The 21,063-nt window shown below is 60.5% G+C and carries 23 protein-coding genes; 6 read left to right on the top strand and 17 right to left on the bottom strand.

Annotation, left to right across the window (positions count from 1 at the left end; all coding sequences use genetic code 11):
• Positions 1-157: 157 nt before the first annotated feature.
• The gene (locus tag AAY24_RS11705; protein ID WP_046861260.1) at positions 158-904 is read right to left on the bottom strand and encodes a Nif3-like dinuclear metal center hexameric protein; all 747 of its coding nucleotides are present in this window, start codon (positions 902-904) and stop codon (positions 158-160) included.
• Between the two features lie 137 nt (positions 905-1,041).
• Between AAY24_RS11705 and AAY24_RS11710 the strand changes: the two genes are divergently transcribed.
• Positions 1,042-2,202, top strand: coding sequence for a Do family serine endopeptidase (locus tag AAY24_RS11710; RefSeq protein ID WP_046859831.1), 1,161 nt, complete (start codon positions 1,042-1,044; stop codon positions 2,200-2,202).
• Positions 2,203-2,306: 104 nt separating this feature from the next.
• Here the strand turns inward: AAY24_RS11710 and hisD are convergent, their stop codons facing one another.
• From hisD to AAY24_RS11760, 10 genes are all read right to left on the bottom strand, one after another.
• The gene (hisD, locus tag AAY24_RS11715; protein ID WP_046859832.1) at positions 2,307-3,605 is read right to left on the bottom strand and encodes a histidinol dehydrogenase; all 1,299 of its coding nucleotides are present in this window, start codon (positions 3,603-3,605) and stop codon (positions 2,307-2,309) included.
• A 56-nt stretch (positions 3,606-3,661) separates the two neighbouring features.
• Complete coding sequence (gene hisG / locus AAY24_RS11720; protein WP_046861261.1) at positions 3,662-4,306, bottom strand: ATP phosphoribosyltransferase; 645 nt, start codon at positions 4,304-4,306, stop codon at positions 3,662-3,664.
• A 36-nt stretch (positions 4,307-4,342) separates the two neighbouring features.
• A complete protein-coding gene (gene murA / locus AAY24_RS11725; RefSeq protein ID WP_046859833.1) occupies positions 4,343-5,602 on the bottom strand; it encodes a UDP-N-acetylglucosamine 1-carboxyvinyltransferase in 1,260 nt (419 codons plus the stop codon).
• 134 nt (positions 5,603-5,736) lie between these two features.
• On the bottom strand, positions 5,737-6,045 hold the full coding sequence (locus tag AAY24_RS11730) for an STAS domain-containing protein (RefSeq protein WP_046859834.1): 309 nt from the start codon (positions 6,043-6,045) through the stop codon (positions 5,737-5,739).
• The gene (locus AAY24_RS11735) at positions 6,046-6,654 is read right to left on the bottom strand and encodes an MlaC/ttg2D family ABC transporter substrate-binding protein (protein WP_199930362.1); all 609 of its coding nucleotides are present in this window, start codon (positions 6,652-6,654) and stop codon (positions 6,046-6,048) included.
• Positions 6,647-7,123 (bottom strand): outer membrane lipid asymmetry maintenance protein MlaD, encoded by a 477-nt coding sequence (mlaD, locus tag AAY24_RS11740; RefSeq protein WP_199930363.1) that lies wholly within the window; start codon positions 7,121-7,123, stop codon positions 6,647-6,649. Before mlaD ends, AAY24_RS11735 begins: the two co-directional genes overlap by 8 nt.
• A gap of 3 nt (positions 7,124-7,126) precedes the next feature.
• Positions 7,127-7,906 carry a lipid asymmetry maintenance ABC transporter permease subunit MlaE gene (mlaE, locus tag AAY24_RS11745; protein ID WP_046859835.1) on the bottom strand — a complete coding sequence of 260 codons (780 nt, stop codon included), beginning with the start codon at positions 7,904-7,906 and terminating at the stop codon, positions 7,127-7,129.
• Entirely contained in the window at positions 7,900-8,721 is an 822-nt protein-coding gene (locus tag AAY24_RS11750) for an ABC transporter ATP-binding protein (RefSeq protein WP_046861264.1), read from the bottom strand. Before AAY24_RS11750 ends, mlaE begins: the two co-directional genes overlap by 7 nt.
• Positions 8,722-8,827: 106 nt before the next feature.
• The gene (locus AAY24_RS18555; RefSeq protein ID WP_052761213.1) at positions 8,828-9,463 is read right to left on the bottom strand and encodes a DUF72 domain-containing protein; all 636 of its coding nucleotides are present in this window, start codon (positions 9,461-9,463) and stop codon (positions 8,828-8,830) included.
• Positions 9,464-9,473: 10 nt separating this feature from the next.
• On the bottom strand, positions 9,474-11,012 hold the full coding sequence (locus AAY24_RS11760) for an AmpG family muropeptide MFS transporter (protein WP_199930364.1): 1,539 nt from the start codon (positions 11,010-11,012) through the stop codon (positions 9,474-9,476).
• 198 nt (positions 11,013-11,210) lie between these two features.
• Between AAY24_RS11760 and pyrE the strand changes: the two genes are divergently transcribed.
• The gene (gene pyrE / locus AAY24_RS11765) at positions 11,211-11,852 is read left to right on the top strand and encodes an orotate phosphoribosyltransferase (RefSeq protein ID WP_046859836.1); all 642 of its coding nucleotides are present in this window, start codon (positions 11,211-11,213) and stop codon (positions 11,850-11,852) included.
• Between the two features lie 88 nt (positions 11,853-11,940).
• Positions 11,941-12,969: a DUF4124 domain-containing protein gene (locus AAY24_RS11770; RefSeq protein WP_046859837.1), complete on the top strand. Its 1,029-nt coding sequence runs from the start codon at positions 11,941-11,943 to the stop codon at positions 12,967-12,969.
• A 48-nt stretch (positions 12,970-13,017) separates the two neighbouring features.
• Here AAY24_RS11770 and slmA read toward each other — a convergent pair whose 3' ends face one another.
• The 5 genes from slmA to coaBC all read right to left on the bottom strand — a co-directional run bounded on the left by slmA (position 13,018) and on the right by coaBC (position 18,926).
• Positions 13,018-13,629, bottom strand: a complete 612-nt coding sequence (gene slmA, locus AAY24_RS11775) for a nucleoid occlusion factor SlmA (RefSeq protein ID WP_046859838.1) — start codon at positions 13,627-13,629, stop codon at positions 13,018-13,020.
• Between the two features lie 10 nt (positions 13,630-13,639).
• A complete protein-coding gene (argB, locus tag AAY24_RS11780; protein WP_046859839.1) occupies positions 13,640-14,536 on the bottom strand; it encodes an acetylglutamate kinase in 897 nt (298 codons plus the stop codon).
• 99 nt (positions 14,537-14,635) lie between these two features.
• Complete coding sequence (locus tag AAY24_RS19580) at positions 14,636-17,149, bottom strand: phosphomannomutase/phosphoglucomutase (protein ID WP_052761214.1); 2,514 nt, start codon at positions 17,147-17,149, stop codon at positions 14,636-14,638.
• Between the two features lie 132 nt (positions 17,150-17,281).
• Complete coding sequence (gene dut, locus AAY24_RS11790; RefSeq protein WP_046859840.1) at positions 17,282-17,740, bottom strand: dUTP diphosphatase; 459 nt, start codon at positions 17,738-17,740, stop codon at positions 17,282-17,284.
• Entirely contained in the window at positions 17,718-18,926 is a 1,209-nt protein-coding gene (coaBC, locus tag AAY24_RS11795; protein ID WP_046859841.1) for a bifunctional phosphopantothenoylcysteine decarboxylase/phosphopantothenate--cysteine ligase CoaBC, read from the bottom strand. The genes dut and coaBC overlap by 23 nt, the downstream gene beginning before the upstream one ends.
• 129 nt (positions 18,927-19,055) lie before the next feature.
• Here coaBC and radC point away from each other — a divergent pair, with 129 nt between their 5' ends.
• The 3 genes from radC to rpmG all read left to right on the top strand — a co-directional run bounded on the left by radC (position 19,056) and on the right by rpmG (position 20,346).
• Positions 19,056-19,730 carry a RadC family protein gene (gene radC / locus AAY24_RS11800; RefSeq protein ID WP_046859842.1) on the top strand — a complete coding sequence of 225 codons (675 nt, stop codon included), beginning with the start codon at positions 19,056-19,058 and terminating at the stop codon, positions 19,728-19,730.
• 212 nt (positions 19,731-19,942) lie between these two features.
• Entirely contained in the window at positions 19,943-20,179 is a 237-nt protein-coding gene (gene rpmB / locus AAY24_RS11805) for a 50S ribosomal protein L28 (RefSeq protein WP_046859843.1), read from the top strand.
• Positions 20,180-20,190: 11 nt separating this feature from the next.
• Positions 20,191-20,346: a 50S ribosomal protein L33 gene (rpmG, locus tag AAY24_RS11810; protein ID WP_046859844.1), complete on the top strand. Its 156-nt coding sequence runs from the start codon at positions 20,191-20,193 to the stop codon at positions 20,344-20,346.
• A gap of 150 nt (positions 20,347-20,496) precedes the next feature.
• Here the strand turns inward: rpmG and AAY24_RS11815 are convergent, their stop codons facing one another.
• Positions 20,497-21,027, bottom strand: coding sequence for a zinc ribbon-containing protein (locus AAY24_RS11815; protein ID WP_046859845.1), 531 nt, complete (start codon positions 21,025-21,027; stop codon positions 20,497-20,499).
• Positions 21,028-21,063: the final 36 nt, after the last annotated feature.

The following is a 21,063-nucleotide window of genomic DNA, read 5'->3' on the forward strand; positions in this document are numbered from 1 at the left end:
GCCGAATCTTAACAAAATTGGCGCAGGAAAATCAGTATATGCTGATATTTACCCCAAAAATAGACGGCGCATTCTCTAACATGTACCGCAGAAGGTCAAGAATGGTCTGCCGTTCACCCCGACTGATCGGGCTTAAAAATGCCTTTCAGCGACCCAATCAGGCCGGATTATCGTCATCGATAAACAGGTAATCCAACGAGAATTTTTCCGCCAGATGCCGTCCCAGCGCCTGTACCCCGTAGCGCTCCGTGGCGTGGTGACCCGCCGCAAAATAGTGAATCCCCAGCTCCCGCGCCAGATGGGTGGTGGCTTCCGATACCTCGCCACTGATGAAGGCATCCAACCCGGCGGCGGCGGCCTCCACAATCGCCCCCTGGGCAGCGCCGGTACACCAGCCGATGCGCCGTATGGGGCGATCACCGCCCGGGATCAACAGAGGGGTACGACCCAGCAAGCGGGTCATCCGTCCGGCCAGGTCGCTGGGCGACTCAGCCGCCAGTTCCCCCTGCCAGACCAACCCGCTACCCAGCGGTTGAGCCTGACCGATCTCCAGCAGATCCCCCAGCGCCCGATTGTTACCCAGTTCAGGGTGGGCGTCCAAGGGCAGGTGGTAAGCCATCATGCTGATCCCGGCGCTCATCAGTGAACGCACTCGCCGCCCCTTGACACCGGTCAGTGGGGCCGCTTCACCACGCCAGAAATAGCCGTGATGAACCAGCAGCAGATCCGCTTCAGCCCGCGCTGCCGCCTCTATCACCGCCTGGCTGGCGGTAACCCCGGTGGCCAGACGCTGAATTTCCGGCCGGCCGGCATCCAGCTGCAGGCCATTGGGACAGTAGTCCTCAAAACTGCCCGCATCGAGCAGTCTGTTGCAGTAGGTTTCCAGTTCAACTAGTCCGATCATTGATCCCTCTCGTCCCGGCAGGCCGCGGTCCATGCCGCCCATCGGGTGGGTTAAATACCTGACTGACTCCCCCGTCCCGGTATTGGGATATAATACGCCATCCGTTTTCCAATACCCCAGTGTAACCCGACTCCACCATGAAAAGAGCCTTTGCCTATATCGCCACTTCTGCCGCCGCCGGCATGGCGGCCGCCTACCTCGCTGTCTCCCTGTTCAGCACACCGTCTCAACCGGAACTGCTCAGCCCCAATCCGATGCCGGCACCGGCCCCCGTCACCATGCCGACGGTCAGTCAGGGACCCTACTCCTACGCCAATGCGGTGCAACTGGCGGCCCCGGCGGTGGTCAATATCTTTACTGCGAAGGTCACGGTGCAACGCAGCAACAGCCTGTTTGACGACCCGTTTTTCCAGCGTTTTTTCGGTAATCGCTTCCAGTCACCACCACGAAAGAAACTGCAGACCAGTCTTGGCTCCGGGGTCATCATCAGCCAGGACGGCTACATTCTCACCAACAATCATGTGATCGAAGATGCCGACCAGATCCGGGTGGTACTCTCCACCGGCCGGACCCTGGACGCCCAGGTCACCGGGGTCGACCCGGACACCGACCTGGCGGTCCTGAAGACCGACGCGACCGATCTCCCCACCATCACCGTGGGCGATTCCCGGGTGCTGCAGGTGGGTGACGTGGTCCTGGCCATCGGGAACCCGTTCGGGGTCGGTCAGACCGTCACCATGGGTATTGTCAGCGCCACCGGGCGAAACCAGCTGGGAATCAATACTTTCGAAAACTTCATCCAGACCGACGCCGCCATCAATCCCGGCAACTCCGGTGGCGCACTGATCAACGCCCACGGTCAGCTGGTGGGGATCAACACCGCTATTTTCTCCAAAAGTGGCGGATCCCAGGGGATCGGCTTCGCCATTCCGGTGGCGTTGGCCAAAGGGGTCCTGGAGCAGATTCTGAAACAGGGTCGTGTCGTACGGGGCTGGCTGGGCATAGCCGGCCAGGACATCACGCCGGCCCTGGCCGAGTCGTTTGACCTGAAAGCGGGCAGCGGCGTGTTGATCTCCGGGGTGCTGGAAGACGGCCCCGCCGACCGGGCCGGGTTAGTGCCGGGCGACGTGATCACCACCATCAATGAGCAGCCCCTGACCACTGCCCACGACATCCTCTACCTGATTGCTGCGGTGCCACCGGGGGAGAAAGTACGGGTGCAGGGCTGGCGCGGAGACAAACCGTTCGATATCCAGGTTGAAGTGAGCGAACGTCCGCGCATCGATCCACGCCAGTAAGTGATCCGGCGCCGTCTGCTGCGTAGCAGACAGAATCAGTTCAACCCGCCTACCCGATCAATCTTCAAAACTGATAGGGAGGCGGGTTTATCCAGCCAGTCACTCTATTTCAAGCGGTACTCTGCTGAACGGGCGTGGGCGGTGAGCCCCTCACCCCGGGCCAGTACGGACGCAGTCCGGCCCAACTGATCCGCACCCGCCTCGGACACCATGATCAGGCTGGACCGCTTCTGGAAGTCGTAAACCCCCAGGGGGGATGAGAAGCGGGCGGTCCGGGATGTGGGCAGCACGTGATTCGGTCCTGCGCAGTAGTCGCCCAGCGGCTCCGAACTGTAGCGCCCCATGAAGATGGCACCGGCGTGCTGAATCTGCTCCACCACTACCAGTGGATCGGCCACCGACAGCTCCAGATGCTCCGGAGCGATGTAGTTGGCCACCCGGCAGGCCTCGTCCATGTCCTGACAGACAATCAGGGCACCACGCTCCTTCAGGGCGGTGGCGATAATAGGCTCCCGCTCCATGGTCGGCAGCAGACGGTCGATACTCTGTTTCACCCGTGCGACAAAATCGGCGTCCGGCGAGATCAGGATCGACTGGGCATCCTCGTCGTGCTCCGCCTGGGAGAACAGATCCATAGCCACCCAGTCGGGATCGGTCTGGCCATCACACACCACCAGGATCTCCGAAGGCCCGGCCACCATGTCGATACCCACCTGACCAAACACCGCCCGCTTGGCGGTTGCCACGTAGATATTGCCCGGCCCCACCACCTTGTCCACGGGAGGAATCAGCTCCGTACCATAGGCCAAAGCTGCCACCGCCTGGGCGCCGCCGACAGCGAACACCCGATCGACGCCACAGATGTGGGCGGCAGCCAACACCAGTTCATTCAGCTCCCCACCCGGGGTCGGCACCACCATGATCAGTTCGCTGACACCGGCCACCTTGGCCGGCAGAGCGTTCATCAGCACCGATGAGGGGTAGGCCGCTTTGCCGCCCGGCACGTAGAGTCCGACCCGCTCCAGCGGCGTCACTTTCTGGCCCAGCAGGGTGCCATCCTCCTCCCGGTAGCTCCAGGACTCACCCTTCTGCCGCTCATGGTAGACCCGCACCCGTTCTGCAGCGTGATTAAGCGCCTCTTGCTGGGCCACCGGAATGGTGTTCCAGGCCTGTTCCAGACGCGCCAACGGCACTTCCAGGTCGGCCGCGCTCTTGGCGTTCCAACCATCAAAACGGTTGGTGTACTCCAACAGCGCCGCATCGCCGCGTTGGCGGATATTGGCAATAATGTCGTTGACGGTGGTGTTGACCGCGTCATCAGAAACCGACTCCCAGGCCAGCAGCTGATCCAGTTGCTGCTGAAAATCGCTATCGGAGGTGGCGAGTTGACGTATTTCAGACATGGGCAATCCTAAACTCCAAAAGATTCAGGGCGTGACACAAGCGGCTGCGGAGCCAATCAGGCGGCTTTGGCTATGGCCTCCTGCAGGGCCGCCAGCAGTTGCATGATGGTGGCGTGTTTCATTTTCCAGGCGGCCTTATTGACCACCAACCGGGAGCTGATGTCGGTGATATGCTCCAGTGGCACCAGGCCATTGGCCTTCAGGGTATTGCCACTCTCCACCAGATCGACAATCAGGTCAGAGAGTCCAACCAGCGGCGCCAGCTCCATGGAACCATACAGCTTGATGATCTCCACCTGCTGCCCCCGGGCGGCAAAATAACGCCTGGCCGACTCCACGTACTTGGTGGCGATACGCAGACGGTTGCCTTCCAGATTGGCATCGGGCGCACCCGCCACCATCAGCCGACAGCGGGCGATCTTCAGATCCAGGGGTTCGTAGAGCCCTTCACCGCCGTGCTCCAGCAGTACATCCTTGCCGGCCACACCCAGATCAGCGGCTCCCCACTGCACATAGGTGGGAACATCGGTGGCACGAATAATCACCAGCTTCACCTGCGGGTGATTGGTATCCATGATCAGCTTGCGGCTGGTCTCCGGATCATCGGTCGGCACAATACCGGCATGGGCCAGCAGCGGCAGCGCCTGTTGAAAAATCCGCCCCTTGGAGAGGGCGATGGTTATCGGGGTATCAAAATTCATCTGCATATTCCGGTCAATCGTGCCACGCCTGCCAGGCTACTTGGGCACACGACGGATCTGGGCACCCAGCCCCGCCAGCTTCTCTTCGATGTTCTCGTAGCCCCGATCGATGTGGTAGATCCGGTCGACGATGGTCTCACCATCGGCCACCAGACCGGCCAGTACCAGGCTGGCGGAGGCACGCAGGTCGGTCGCCATGACCGGCGCTCCGGTCAGCCGATCAACCCCGGCAATAATGGCGGTATTGCCCTCCAGCTTGATGTTGGCACCCATGCGCTGCATCTCCTGCACATGCATAAAACGGTTTTCAAACACCGTTTCCGTGATGGTGCCCACCCCTTCGGCCACACAGTTCAAGGCCGTAAACTGGGCCTGCATGTCGGTCGGGAACGCCGGGTAGGGCGCTGTATGGATATCCACCGCCCGGGGTCGCCGACCGTACATATCGAGACTGATCCAATCATCGCCCTGTTCGATCTCGGCACCCGCCTCACGCAGCTTGTGGGTAATCGCCTCCACCAGCGCCGGCTGGGTGTCCCGGACCCGGATTCTGCCGCCGGTAATAGCCGCCGCCACCAGGTAAGTACCGGTTTCAATCCGGTCCGGCAGCACATCGTAATGGGTGCCCACCAGTCGATCGACCCCCTCGATCACGATGGTATCGGTCCCGGCACCGCTGACCCTGGCCCCCATCTTGTTCAGGCAGTCGGCCAGATCCACCACTTCCGGCTCCCGGGCAGCGTTCTCGATCACCGTCTCCCCGTCTGCCAGAGTGGCGGCCATCATCAGGTTCTCCGTACCGGTCACGGTAACTACATCCATGATCAGGCGCGCCCCCTTCAAGCGTTTGGCGGAAGCACGGATATAGCCGTTTTCCACCTCGATATTGGCACCCATGGCCCGCAACCCCTCAATGTGCAGGTTGACCGGGCGGGAACCGATGGCGCAACCGCCCGGTAGGGAGACATCCGCCCGCCCGTAGCGGGCCAGCAGGGGGCCCAGCACCAGGATCGAGGCACGCATGGTTTTCACCAGCTCATAGGGGGCATGAAAGTCCCGGATGGTGCTGGTATCGGTCTCGATACAGAGTCGTTCATCCACCACCAGCTGAACCCCCATGTAGCCGAGCAGCTCCATGGTGGTGGTGATGTCGTGCAGGTGGGGAACATTGCCGATGGTGACCGGCCCCTCCGCCAGCAGAGTGGAGGCCAGAATCGGTAACGCGGCATTCTTGGCTCCGGCGATCCGCACATCGCCGGACAACGGCGCACCACCAGTGATAATCAGTTTATCCATCTAAAAACCATTTTCCGGGCGCCAACGGCACACCATACAGGGGGAATACAAGCCCAAAGGGCCGGCCATTCTATGAGAAAAAACGTTCTACCGAAAGGCACGGAGCGCGGCCACCGACCCAACCGGTAATCTGTTCAGCCTTCCGCCAGCAGCAGTTTTTCCACATTGCTGAGACGCGCTATCCCCAGCAGGGATTCGGGCAGCGAGCGGATGCGCAGGGGTACACCGTGGTGTCGGGCACGTTCCAGCACCTCCAGCAGCAGTGCCAGGCCGGCACTGTCCACGTCTTCAACCCCGGACAGATCGATCACCAGCGGACTCTTTTCAGCGCCATCGAGCAGGGGCTCGATCTGACCCAGCACCCGGGTCACACTGGCAAACACCAGGTCACCGGATAACTGGATGACGCCCTGATCGTCCATTGCGGCCCGTGCGGAGTTCATTCAGTTTTTCTGCGCATTGCGCTGTTCAAGCTTCTGGATCAGCCCCGACAATTTGTGACGCCGGATCTGGGAAGCGAATGAGGAACGGTAGTTGGAGACCAGGCTGATTCCGTCGATGGAGACATCAAACACCTTCCAGTCGTCCCCATCCCGGTAGAGGCGGTAGTCGATCGGAATGGGTAGGGCGCCGGTTGACTGGACCTGGGTATTTACAGTCACCTCGTCGCTGTCCGCCTTGCGCTGAACAGGCAGGTAGACAATCTCCTGGCCGGAATAGTTGAGCAGCGCGGTAGCGTAGGTGCGTACCAGCAACTCCTGGAAGGCGTTGACAAAGGCACCCTTCTCGCTCTCGCTGGCCCGTGGCCAGTATTTGCCCAGCACCAGGCGGGACATGCGCTGAAAGTCGAACCGGGGCAGTACAATATGCTCCACCAGGTCATAAATCTTGCCCGGCGACGCCTGCAGTTCCTGCTTGCGATCGGTCAGCTCGGCCAACATCTGGTCGGATGTCTGGCGCACAATATCTTCCGGCATGGACGCTGACGCCACCACAGGCGTGGTCAGCAACAGCAGCACCAGCCAAAAACCGGCTACCAAGTGTCTATTCAAGTTTGCCACCCTCTTCTGCCTTGCTAAACAGGAACTGGCCGATAATCTCCTCCAGCACCAGTGCGGACTGGGTCAGGGAGATTTCGGAACCTTGCTGCAGATACTTCTCGCTACCCCCCGGATCCAGGCCGATATACTGCTCGCCCAGCAGTCCCGCGGTAAAAATCTTGGCGAAGCTGTCGTCCGGAATCACATCATACCGGGACTCGATACGCAGCGTTACCACCGCCTCGTAGGTCTCCCGGTCAAAATCGATCCCGCTGACCCGGCCAATACGCACCCCGGCCATGGTGACCGGCGAACGCACCTTGAGGCTGCCGATATTATCAAACCGGGCGATCACATCGTAACCTTCCCCGTTACCGGAGTTGCTCAGATTGCTCACCTGCATCGCCAGGAAGAAGAACGCGACCAGACCCGCGGCCATGAAGGCACCGACCAGAATCTCTATCGTCCTGCTGTGTATCATCAATCATTCCCCAAACATCAGTGCCGTTAATATGAAATCCAGTCCCAATACCGCCAGCGAGGAGTGCACCACCGTCCGGGTGGTCGCCCGGCTGACCCCTTCTGAAGTCGGCACGGCATCGAACCCCTGAAACAGGGCGATCCAGGTGCAAACCAGACCGAATACCACGCTCTTGATCGCACCGTTGAGTACATCTTCGTGCAGATCGATCTTGGCCTGCATCTGGGCCCAGAACGCGCCGTCATCCACACCCAACAGCCCTACACCAACGAAATAGCCACCCAGCACGCCCAATGCGCTGAACAGTGCCGCCAGCAGTGGCATGGAGATCATCCCGGCAAAAAACCGCGGAGTCAGTACCCGTCGCACCGGATCCACCGCCATCATCTCCAGACCGGACAGCTGCTCGGTCGCTTTCATCAGGCCGATCTCGGCGGTGAGCGCCGAACCGGCCCGGCCGGCAAACAGCAGCGCCGCCACCACCGGCCCCAGCTCCCGCACCAGGGAAGCCGCCACCATCACACCCAGCGTCTGCTCAGCGCCGAACTGGGAGAGAATATAGTAGCCCTGCAGACCCAGCACCATGCCCACAAACAGACCGGAGACGCAGATAATCAATATAGACAACACGCCGACGGAATAGATCTGCCGCACCAGCAGACCAAGTCGCGGCAGCAGATCCGGCAAGCCGCGCAGAATGCCCAGCAGCAGCAGATGGCCGCGTCCCAGGCGCTCCAGTACACCGATGCCAACCCGACCCAGTTCAGCCAGTTTGTTCAGCATGACGCCCCCAGCAGATCCTCGGCCAGTTCGGCGGCCGGGTAGTGGAACGGGACCGGTCCGTCAGGCAGGCCCTGCATGAACTGACGGGTCCACTCCAGCTTGGAGTTGAGAATCTCCTGGGGCTTGCCGGACTCGATCACTTTGCCATTGGAGATGACATAGATGAGGTCGGCGATGGCCGATGTCTCCTGCACATCGTGGGAGACAATAATACTGCTCAGGCGGCTGGCATCATTCAGGGCCCGGATCAACCCCACCAGCACCCCCATGGAGATCGGATCCTGCCCGGTAAAGGGTTCATCATACATGATCATCATCGGATCCATCACCATGGCCCGCGCCAGGGCCACGCGCCGGGCCATGCCACCGGACAGCTCGCTGGGCATCAGCTCCCGGGCGCCGCGCAGGCCCACCGCCTCCAGCTTCAGCAACACCAGTTTGCGAATCATCGAAGGGGACAGATCGGTGTGTTCACGCAGCGGGTAGGCCACGTTATCAAACACATTGATATCGGTGAGCAGGGCGCCGCTCTGGAACAGCATGCCCATGCGCATACGCAATCGATAGAGATCCCGGTTGCCCAGCCGATGGATATCCTGCCCATCCACCAGGATGGTGCCGGCTGACGGACGCAGCTGCCCGCCGATCAGTTTCAACAGGGTGGTCTTGCCGGTGCCGCTCGGCCCCATGATGGCGGTCACCTTGCCCCGAGGGATATCGATATCCACGCCATCGAAAATCACCCGGCTGCCACGGGAAAACCGCAATCCCCGGATACTGACCAACGGCTCCTGACTCTCTACCGAATCCACCATGTCTGACCCACGCTCCAACAAACCACCCCGTTGATATTTTTCGCCCGCCAATGCGGGCAAAAGGCGCATTCTCCCCCCTGTGAAACAACAGCGTCAACCCCGGAGACTAACCCTGGGACTGCAAACCACCCAGCAGTTGCCACAAAACCGTCGCATCCCCCATCTGTTTAATTGCCGGCGGCCGTCCGGAGAAAAACAGCATCGGCACTGTTTCATCCCGCAACCGGCCGGACAGCTGCTCCAACACACTGCGCAGCCACTTCAGATCCTGCCCGGTGTGGTCCGTTACCAGAGCACAGCATACCCCCCCGTCTTCCGCCACCCGGACAGACGCCGGCAGCCCCGGCAGCGGCACCGGTTCGGCCAGAAAGCGGGCATCGCCCAGTACGCTGCGCAATGCCCTGCGTCCATCCGGGCCCGGCGGAGACCAGCAGACAGCCCCCGCCAAAGTTGTTCCCAGGGCTGACTGGCAGTCGCGTAACTGCGCCAGAATCCCCTGATCACCAGGGTCTGCGTCGGTCACATCCAGAACAAAGCGAAAACGCTCCGGCACATCTTCACGCCAGTCAGCAAACTGCGCCCGGCTCGCCGCACGCCAGACAGCGGATGGCACCAGCAGCAGTGGAAACTCATTCCCATAGTAGGTGAGTCGCCACTCCGGCGGCAGATCATCCGGATAGAACGCCCCATCCCAGCCGGGATGCTCCCATCCCTCTGCACCGACCAACAACCCGGCTCCCATCAACCCTCCTTCACTGCGCACTGGCATAGCGATTGGCCAGATAGATCAACAACAGCACCGGCAGTCCCAGCAGTGCGGTCAGCAGGAAAAAGCGCTCATAACCCATACTGTCCACCAGACTCCCGGAGTAACCGCCGAGCAGCTTGGGTGCCAGGGTCATCAGGGAGCTGAACATGGCATACTGGAAGGCGGTAAACGCCACCTGGGTCAGCCCCGAAAGATAGGCCACGAAGGCCGCACCGGCCAGCCCGGCACTGAGATTATCGGCTGTGATCACCAGGATCAGCAAGGGGACATCGGCCCCGACTTGGGCCAGTAACATAAACAGCAGGTTGGTACCCGCCGAGAGCAGCGCCCCGATGAACAGGATACGCATCACCCCATAACGCAGCGTCAGCATGCCACCCAGAAATCCCCCCGCTATAGTCATCACCAGACCGAAGGTTTTGGTGATGTCGGCGATCTGGTCCTTGCTGAACCCCATATCCTGGTAGAACACGTTGGAAATGACCCCCAGCACGATATCCGATACCCGGTACAGGCCGACCAGCGCCAGCACCAAAAACGCCACCCGGTTATAACGGCGGAAAAAATCCGCCACCGGTTCCAGGTAGGTCTCCCGCAACACCGCCGCCCGCACCAGACCAAGCGCGACCCCGAAACGGGCCGCCAGACCGGCCAGCAGCAGAGCCAGCAGCAGCCGTCCCGCTTCGATCCCGAAACCGATCAGCATGGCGTCCTGCGGCAGTGCCGCCACCCAGTCAGCCCGGGCGGTTGCCACCAGGTTACCGCCCAGGAAAAAGCTGCCTGCGAAGACCGCTACTACCAGCAGAAACAGCGCCAGGAAGCGCAGGTAGTCAAAGGCGTCGTGAAACAGTCCGGAACGATCCGCCTCCACTTCCGGCTCCGACACCAGCAGGGTGGTGATCACCCCCACCGACATGACTGCCGCCATGCATAGGTAGGTCCATTGCCAGGCGCTGTAGTGATAGCCCCCCTCGGCGCCAAACCAGCTGGCCAGTTTCAGGGAACCGGCCCCCGCCACCAGCATACCCACCCGGTAACCGGCGATATACATGGAGGCCATCAGCGCCTGCAGCTCCCGCTCGGCAGACTCGATCCGATAGGCGTCGATGACGATATCCTGGGTGGCGCCGGAGAAACCCAACAGTACCGCGGCAAAGGCCATCAGATGGAGGTTCTCCGCCGGATCGGTAAAAGCCATCCAGGTGATCGCCCCGATCACCGACAGTTGCGCCGCCAGCAACCAGCTGCGCCGCCGCCCCAGCCAACGGGTCAGCCCGGGCAGCGGCAGTCGATCCACCAGCGGTGCCCAGATGAACTTGAACGAGTAACCCAGTGCCGCCCAACTGAAATAGGTCACCGTGGAGCGATCCACGCTCGCTTCGCGCAACCAGAGTGACAGGGTGGAGAAAATCAGCAACAGGGGCAGACCGGCAGAGAAGCCGAAAAACAGCATCACCAGCACTTTCGGCTGTCGGTAGGCCCGCAGGGTATCCCGCCATCCCGCGCGCTCCCGGGCCATCATAATTGCCAACACCCCAGCCAACAGTCTTTTCCGATCCTGTCATCCATCCCTTGAGAAACCCCCGCTGTTTGCCCCGAGTCCCGGCACAGTGCGCAGCGATTGTACCCGATTCCGCACCCTATGCCGCACTCCCCCTTCGCCCCTTGCATCCTGGCGACGGGAAACCGACAATTTACCATCCCGTACCTGGAGTCAACTATGCAAAACTATCAACGAGAGTTTCTGGATTTCGCCCTCGACGTGGGCGTGTTACGTTTCGGTCAGTTCACCCTCAAATCGGGGCGGGTCAGCCCTTACTTTTTTAACGCCGGTCTGTTCAATCGCGGCTCCAGCCTGGCCCGGCTGGGCGGTTTCTACGCCCAGGCCATTGTCGACTCGGGTATCCAGTTCGATGTGCTCTACGGCCCCGCCTACAAGGGGATCCCACTGGCGGCGGTCACCGCTGCGGCGCTCTATGACCGGCATGGCGTGGATGTACCCTACGCCTTCAATCGCAAAGAGGCCAAGGATCATGGCGAAGGCGGAAATATCGTCGGCCATCCGCTGGAAGGTCGCATCCTGATTATTGACGATGTGATCACCGCTGGCACCGCCATCCGGGAATCGATGGACGTGATCCAGGCCCAGGGCGCCACGCCGGCCGGCGTGGTGATCGCCCTGGACCGCCAGGAGCGGGGCAGCGGCGCCCGCTCAGCCATCCAGGAGGTGGAGAACGACTACAACATGCCGGTGGCGGCCATCGTCCGGTTACAGCACCTGGTGGAGTACCTGGCGGAAAAACCGGACGCTGAAGAGGAGTTGCAACTGATCCGCGCCTACCGCGAAGAGTACGGCGTGTGACCGGGTGGACTTTACATAGCCGCCAATCTGTCTGATAGTTGGTTAACTTGCAATCAGCCCCATTGAGTCACAGCAAAACTGAACCCAAATGAGCAGAAGAGCCTACAAACTTCCCATCGGATTAGTCGCCACCGCCCTGCTTGTCGCCTCTCCTCTTGAGGCAGCCAAGATCTATCGTTGGGTGGACGCGGAGGGAAATGTACACCTCTCTGACCGTGTTCCCGCGGAACACGTCGGCAATGCCCGCAGTGAATTGAGCGAGTCAGGACGGGAACTGAAACGGGTTCAGGCAGCCAAAACCCCGGAAGAGATCGCCCGGGAGAAGGAGCTGGAGAAACTGCGGGCGGAACAGCAACGGCTGATCGAGATTCAACGGGCCAAGGATCAGGTACTGCTACGCACATTCCGCACCGAGGATGATCTGCTCATGGCCCGCAACGGCAAGCTGGCGGCGATCGACTCCAATATCAATGTAATCCGAAGCAATATCCGGCGCATGAAAAACCGCCTGGCCGAGATGCAGCAGAGCGCCGCTGCCCGGGAACGCCAGGGCCAGCCGCTATCGCAGAATCTGCTCAAGGATATCGAGAACACCCGTTCCCAGCTGCGGGACAGCTACACCACTATCATCCAGAAAGAGCAGGAGAAGGAGTCGATCCGGAACAAGGCCTCCAGGGATCTGGCCCGCTTCCGCAACCTGAAAAACCTGCGCGAAGAGAATACCGACCCACAACTTGATGAGACAGGCGGCCCATCCCTGCTGGATACGGTGGTGGTATGCGCGGATGATCGCGCCTGTGACCAGGCCTGGATCAAGGTGGAGGAGTATGTACGCCAACACGCCACCACGCGCCTGCAGATGCTGAGTGACAGCATCATCATGTCCGCCGCCCCACTCAAGGATGACGACATCAGCCTGACCGCCTCACGCATCAGGCACAAGGACAAGCCCGGTGCGGAGCTGTTCATGGATCTGCAGTGCAAGCCCTCGCCGCTTGGCCAGGAGCTGTGTAAAACGGAAGCGGTGGAGAAGATCCGTCTCGGCTTCCGCGACTACATCAGCGGCGGCCAAGCTCAACCCGACCCCACCCCACCCCGGGAGATGGAGAGCGAATAGGGTCAATCCCGTCGCACCTGTACAGGTGCTCAAATCCCTCCGGGTGGCCTACACCAGCGGCTCAACAGGCGCATCATCCACGCGGAACATGGCCCGTTCCAGGATCATCCACTGGGACTCCCACCCTGTCGCCGGCGATACCTTGAAGCGGGTGCGCAGAAACTGGTGCATGCGCCCCTCAATCAGCGATAACAGGAGCGCCGCTCCGCTTTCGGCATCCACACACAGATCGTCATCACGCATGCGTGACTCCCGCAGCACCTGGCGCAGTTGGGTCTCCAGTCGGGAAAAAAACTGCTCTACCCGCTGATGCAGCCGCTCAGTCTCACCCACCAGGGCATCCCCCAGCAACACCCGGGTGATACCGGGATTACGCTCGGAAAAGGCCAGCAGCAGATAGAGTATCCGGGCACAACGAACACGGGTCTCCTTTTCACTGTCGAGAATCTGGTTGATGCGGGCGAATACCGACTCCTCGGCAAAGCCGATCAATCCTTCAAACATCTTCGCTTTGCTGGCGAAGTGCCGGTACAGGGCCGCTTCGGAGACGCCGACCGAGCGGGCCAGTACTGCGGTGGTGATACGCTCCCCCGGACTGCGTTCCAGCTCCGCGGCCAGTGATTCCAGGATCTGCTGTTTACGGGACACTTTCTGATTCATACGACTGTGCTCACCGACACTTGATCAGGGTGCCGATACCCTGGTCGGTAAAGAGTTCCAGCAGCACCGCGTGCTTGACCCGGCCATCCACGATCACCGACGAGTTAACCCCGGTGTTGACCGCATCCAGGGCGCAACGGATCTTCGGCAGCATGCCGCCATAGATAGTGCCGTCCGCGATCAGTTCATCGACCCGGGCGGCATTCAGGCCGGTCAGCAGATTGCCCTGCTTGTCCAGCAGCCCCGGGGTATTGGTCAGGAGTATCAGCTTCTCCGCCTGCAGCACTTCAGCCATCCGGCCCGCCACCAGGTCCGCATTGATATTGTAGGAGTGGCCGTCATCTCCAACCCCGATCGGGGCGATTACCGGCACGAAACCACCACTCACCAGCATATCCACCACGGCCTTGTTGATACTGGCCACCTCCCCCACATGGCCCACGTCGATTATTTCCGGCTCCTGCAGTTCGGGCGAGGTACGCTTGAGTACCAGTTTACGGGCATGGATCAGCCCGCCATCCTTGCCGGTCAGACCAACGGCGGAGCCGCCATGCTGGTTGAGCAGGTTGACGATCTCCTTGTTGACCTGGCCGCCCAACACCATCTCCACCACATCCATGGTCTCGCTGTCGGTGACCCGCATCCCCTGGACGAACTCACTCTCCTTGCCGAGCCGGTTCAGCAGATTGCCAATCTGGGGTCCGCCACCATGCACCACCACCGGATTGATCCCCACCAGCTTCATCAGTACTACGTCACGGGCAAAACCGTCCTTGAGATCCGCTTCCGTCATGGCGTTGCCGCCATACTTGATCACCACGGTTTTACCGCGAAACCGCTGGATATAGGGCAACGCCTCTGTCAGAACGTGGGCGACGTTACGTGCCGATTCGGGGGTTAAACTCATGCTACATATATCTCATTATCAAATAACAGAGAGGCCGGCGGCCTGACGCCAAACCGGCCCGAGGGTGGCCACTGCCCGCAACCGTCGTCACGCGCCCCGTCAGAAAGGCAGTTTCAGCCCGGGCTCCACGCGTAACAGCCAGTCCCGGAACTGCTGCTGGATGCGCTCCAACGCCGGCTCGCTATCCGCTTCAAAACGGAACACCACCGATGGGGTGGTGTTGGAGGGCCGCACCAATCCCCAGCCATCCTCGAACTCGACCCGCAGTCCATCGATGGCCGTTATCTTGGCGTCGGCAAAATCGGCCTGCCCCTTCAAGCGCTCCAGCAACGCAAAGTTTGCTCCTTCCTGCTGGAACTGCAGATTCAGTTCAGGGGTGGAAACGCTTTCCGGCAGGCTGTCGAACACCTCACTTACCGTGATCGGCTCGCTGGATAACAGCTCCAGCAACCTGGCGCAGGAGTATAACCCATCGTCGAAGCCGTACCAGCGCTCCTGAATGAAGATATGGCCACTCATCTCACCCGCCAGCAGCGCCCCGGTTTCGCGCATCTTGGCCTTAATCAGGGAGTGTCCGGTCTTCCACATGATCGGGCGACCACCATAGGAGAGAATCTCATCGGCCAGGTGGCGACTCGACTTCACATCGTAAATCACATCGCCGCCGGGATTACGGCTCAACACATCCCGCGCCAGCAGCATCAACAGGCGATCCGGCCAGATCACCTTGCCGCTGCCGTCCACCACACCGAGCCGGTCCCCATCACCATCAAAGGCCACACCCAGATCCGCCTTGTGCTCCCGCACGGCAGCGATCAGATCGACCAGATTTTCCGGTTTGCCCGGATCAGGGTGGTGATTGGGGAAATCTCCGTCCACGTTGCAGTAGAGCGGCACCACCTCGCAACCAAGTGCCTGAAACAGGGCAGGTGCCACCACGCCGGCCACCCCGTTGCCGCAATCCACCACCAGTTTCAGGGGACGACTCAGCTGCACATCACCCAGCACCCGATCGATATAATCGGGCAACAGATCCTGCTCCTGCTGTGAGCCCTGGCCGGATTGATAATTCCCCTGCTCAATACGCTGCTTCAAAGCCCCAATCGCATCGCCGGACAGGGCCGTACCGTTGATCACAATCTTTAAGCCGTTGTAGTTTGACGGGTTGTGGCTACCGGTAATCATGACGCCGGTACGACTGCCCAGGAAGTGAGTGGCAAAATAGAGCACCGGCGTCGGCACCATGCCGATATCCAGTACATCCCGACCAACGGCCATCAGTCCCGTACGCAGCGCTTCACTGAAAGCGCCCCCGGAGTGGCGACCGTCACGGGCGATTATGACTGTCTGTTCACCCTGCTCGTACGCCTCGCTGCCGATGGCGCGGCCCAGTTCATAGACAATCTGTTCAGTCAGGGTATCACCCACCACGCCCCGGATATCGTAGGCGCGAAATATGGAATCGGGCAGCGACTCCAGCGCCCCTCCATACCGGCTGGCGGGCTCATCCAGCCCGGCATCGAACGCCTCCAGATCAGGCACCGCCGGCACCTCTTCCGGGACGCTTTCCGCCGGCTCGGCACCGGACGACCGTCTGCCTCCCTGCAGCCAGATCTGCCGGATCAACGCAAATACGTGGCCGAACTCTTCCAGTCGTGGCTCATTGACCCGTCCGATGGCGCCGTTCTTCAGCACCTCCACCAGATGGAACATGGAATCCAGGTCGTGACTTAACGCCTGCCTGAAGTGGCGCGCCTGGTACCAGAGCGCTGCCGCAATCAGCAGGGCAGCAGCCAGCAGGACCCCGAGCAGTTGATACTGTCCGGCATCACCCAGCAAGCCGATGGACGGATGGGCATAAGCGACCTGCCAGATCGTGCCATCGATACCCTTGCTACCCGCCGGCACCCCATCCGCCATACCTGCACCGGCAAGCGTTACCGCGGCCCCTTTGACCACTTGCTGTAACTCGATACGCCCGCTCAAGCCAGCCATTCCACTCACTGTCGTCGCCAACGTGTCGAATGGATAGGCCACATGCAGTACCCCAACCAGCGGCCCCCCATCCGATGAGAACACCGGCACAGCCATCGCCACATGCTGTTGTGACTTGCCAAACAGATGCACCTCAGCCAATGACGGCTTGCCACTGCGCGCCACACCCCGCACGATATCCAGCGAGGCATAACTGAAAGGGGGCACCGCATCCGGGTCCAGCTCCTCCCAACCCTTGGGTAGCAGACGCACCCGCAGTGTTTCCGGTAACAGCCGCTGGAGTCGGCGCTCCTGCTGGCGCAGCCCGATGACATCTTCGTTCAGCAACGGTTCCCGGATCGCCGGGTTTTGAGCCAGTGCCATCAACAGGTTGCGTCGCTGCGCTTCCCTTTCGGACACCTGCCGGGCGAGGCTGTCACTGACCTGTTGCAGCTGGACCAGTGCCAACTGTTGATCCCGCTGCACCTGCAGAAACAGCAGCACCGCCGCTGCTACGGCGATAACGATCAGTGATACCAGTATGGCGGTATTGAAATATCGACCAGCGCTTCCTCCCCCTGTCACCACTTTGGCGTTGGCGCTTTCCCCTGTCGCGTTATTTTTTTTTCGTTTCAGCATAAACAGATCCCTGAACTTCCCTCATCTTTAACGCTTAATGACTGTCTCGTCTGGCAGTCACGCGATGCCTGTTGATTCACTCCATGACAATATTGCTATTCTATCAGGCAATACCGGATCGGCAGATCCGGTTTACTGTCGGCCCGAGTGGCCAAAACCACCCGCGCCCCGGTCAGACTGCCGAAATTCATCCACTATCTCAAACTCTGCCCGTACCACCGGTATAACCACCAGCTGAGCGATACGCTCACCCACCTCGATCAGGAAACTGTCGCTGCCCCGGTTCCAGCAGGAGACAAACAGCTGTCCCTGATAGTCCGAATCAATCAGCCCGACCAGATTCCCCAGCACAATGCCATGCTTGTGGCCCAATCCGGAGCGCGGCAGGATCACCGCCGCCAGCTTGGGATCCTCCACGTGGATCGCCATACCGGTCGGGATCAGGTGCGTCTCACTCGGCGCAATCTCCAGCGGCTCCTCCAGCATGGCGCGCAAATCCATACCGGCGGACCCCGGCGTGGCATAGGCCGGTAACGGGAATGTATCGCCCAGGCGTGGATCGAGTATTTTAAGCTGAATCTCTTTTTTCATAATGTCCCGCTATCAGTGATACCAACTGCTTCGCCAGTCGACTCTTGTCCGCCATGGGCAGCCGCTCCCGACCCCCGTCCCAGAGCAGTGTCAGCGCGTTTTCATCCCGCTCGAAGCCCCCCTGTTCGGCACCCACCAGGTTCGCCGCAATCATGTCTACCCGCTTGGCAACCCGTTTCTTCTCCGCATACCCTTCCGGATCCTGGGTCTCGGCTGCAAACCCTACCGTAAAGGGCGCCTCGGGCAGGCCGGCCACACTGGCCAGAATATCCGCATTGCGCACCAGCCGGATCTCCATCCGGTCCTGGCTTTTCTTGATCTTCTGATCGGCCACCACATCGGGACGATAATCGGCCACCGCAGCACAGCCAACAAAAATATCGCAATCCGCCACCCGGTCCATTACCGCCTGCTCCATCTCGGCGGCCGTCTCCACATCCACCCGTCGTACTCCGGATGGCGTTTCCAGGGCAACCGGGCCGGCAACCAGTTCGACCTGGGCGCCAGCCTGGACGAAGGCGTTGGCCAGTGCAAAACCCATCTTGCCGGAACTGCGATTGCCGATGAACCGCACCGGGTCAAGCGGCTCACGGGTCGGCCCCGCTGTCAGCAGCACACGCACCCCGGCCAGCGGCCCCTGTCTGAACCGATCCGCCACCCGTTCCATCAATGCGGCCGGCTCCAGCATCCGACCCGGCCCCACTTCACCACAGGCCTGATCCCCGGAGTCAGGGCCCCACAACTCGATCCCCCGCTGCTCCAGCAGCGACACATTGTAACGGGTAGCCGGGTTTTGCCACATCTGCTGATTCATGGCCGGGGCCAGCGCGATCGGTGCCGCCGTTGCCAGGCAGAGGGTCGACAGCAGATTATCGGCAAAACCATGGGCCAGCCGGGCAAGGAAACTGGCACTGGCCGGTGCGATCAGCACCAGATCCGCCCAGCGCGCCAGTTCAATATGCCCCATGGCCGCCTCGTGGGCCGGATCAAACAGCTCCTGGCGAACCGGACGACCGGAAACCGCCTGCAGCGTCATGGGGGTAACAAACTGGCTGGCCGCGCCGCTCAGCACCACCTGCACCTCGGCGGCGGACTTGCGCAACAGACGCACCAGCTCGACCGATTTATAGGCCGCAATCCCCCCGGTTATCCCCAGTAACAGTTTCTTTCCCGCCAGTTCATTCATACTAAGGAGACCCACCTCAACCCGTTCAAGCAGTTAGCCAGCGCCAAGATTAACTGAATGACACTCCATCTGGAACCCGCAACCTATCCTTGTTACCCTGTTCGCCGCCTGAATTACATGGAGGTAAGCATGGCGATAACGGACTGGCCGGCAGATGAACGGCCACGGGAGAAACTGCTGCAACGGGGACCCGGCGCCCTGTCGGATGCGGAGCTGCTGGCCATTTTTCTACGTACCGGTGTACCGGGTAAGAGCGCAGTAGACCTAGCCCGGGAACTACTCGATCAACACAAAGGGCTGGCCAACCTGCTGGCTGCTGACCAGGCGACATTCTGCCGCAGCAACGGTCTGGGCAGCGCAAAATATGCCCAGTTGCAGGCGGTACTGGAGATGGGTCGCCGCTACCTGCGCGAACAACTGCATCGTTCCGATGTGCTGACCAGCCCGCAACAGACCCGGGATTATCTGCGTGCCCGCCTGGCCGGCTACCCCTATGAAGTGTTTGCCTGCCTGTTCCTGGATAACCGGCACCGGGTAATCGAATACGAGGAGCTGTTCCGGGGTACCATCGACGGCGCCAGCGTACACCCCCGGGAGGTGGTGCGACGCTCCCTGAGCCATAACGCTGCCGCCCTGATCCTGGCCCACAACCACCCGTCCGGTGTGGCGGAGCCAAGCCAGGCCGACCGGGCCATCACCCGCCGGCTGAAAGCCGCCCTCGAGTTGGTGGATATCCGGTTACTCGACCATTTGATTGTTGGCAGTGGTGAAATCAGCTCCCTGGCGGAGCTGGGGGATATCTAGTCAAAAAGACTCCAAGCAACTGAATTGTAATGGAATACAACGGAGTAACAGCCAGCTTGACCGGCCTGCCCCGTAAAAAACAGGCAAAGAAAAACTTGTCACCCAAAATTCTTTTTGCTATAAATCCGCCTCTTCGCCCCAAGGGGGTGTATCAGATTTCACCGCGTCCTGCATATTGGGGGCGCAAAAAACCAGGTTTCGAGGATTTAACCATGTCCAGAGTGTGTCAGGTTACGGGCAAGCGTCCTGTGACAGGGAACAATGTTTCCCACGCCCACAACAAGACCCGTCGCCGCTTCTTGCCCAATCTGCATCAGCACCGTTTCTGGGTTGAGAGCGAGAACCGCTGGGTGCGCCTGCGCGTCTCCGCCAGCGGCATGCGTATTATCGACAAAAAAGGCATTGACGCTGTTCTGGCCGATATGCGCGCCCGTGGCGAAAAGGTCTAAGGAGAGCACTCATGCGTGACAAAATCAAACTCGTATCCAGTGCTGGTACCGGGCACTTCTACACCACCACCAAGAACAAGCGCACCATGCCGGGCAAGATGGAGATCAAGAAATTTGATCCCAAAATCCGCAAGCATGTGATGTACAAGGAAGCCAAGATCAAATAATCCGGCTTCCAGGCGCGCCCGGGCCAGACTGCCCAGGTCAGACGTCAACAAAGAACCCGCCCCTGTCGGCGGGTTTTTTGTCCCTGAAACAGTTAACCAATGATCATGGCCACTGACAGGAATCTTATTGGGATACAATCCCGGCAGCTGTCAGTCCGCCTTGCTTGAACCGCGATGGTAGGTGGTACCGTGGCACTTGGCGCAGGGCGGGATACGTCCCGCCTTGTGGAAATGGAGCTCCTTACCGCACTGATCACAGACCAGCGTGCCGGGCCCGGTAATCTCACCGGTGCGGTAGACGGCCGCCTCACTGGCCTGAGTGGCGAAACGCTCCAGCTCCAGTCGGGTTCGATCGGCCACTGATGCGAACAGCTCCATCAGACGCCCCTCGATCAACTGCACATCGAACTTGAACCAATCCCTGAACTCATCGCCGGTCTCAGTCAGATAGTGGGCCGCGTCTTTCATATCCCGCTCCACATAGGCGGCAATCTTCTCCGCCTCTTCCCGGGTCAGCTCATTCAGCTCCACCGCCTTTTCCCGGGCCGTCTCCAGGCTCTTTTTCAGGGTAGGCAGCGTTGTCTTTTCCGCCTTGCTGATCACCTCGTCTACATACTCCAGCATACGCTCGTAGGCGTCCACCATACGCTCTACCGGATCTTTCTCTTCTTTATCACTCATAACCGATCCTTACCTCTGTTTTACTTATCGGATCCG

Origin of the sequence: Sedimenticola thiotaurini, from assembly GCF_001007875.1 — a bacterium.
Taxonomy (GTDB): Bacteria; Pseudomonadota; Gammaproteobacteria; order Chromatiales; family Chromatiaceae; genus Sedimenticola; species Sedimenticola thiotaurini.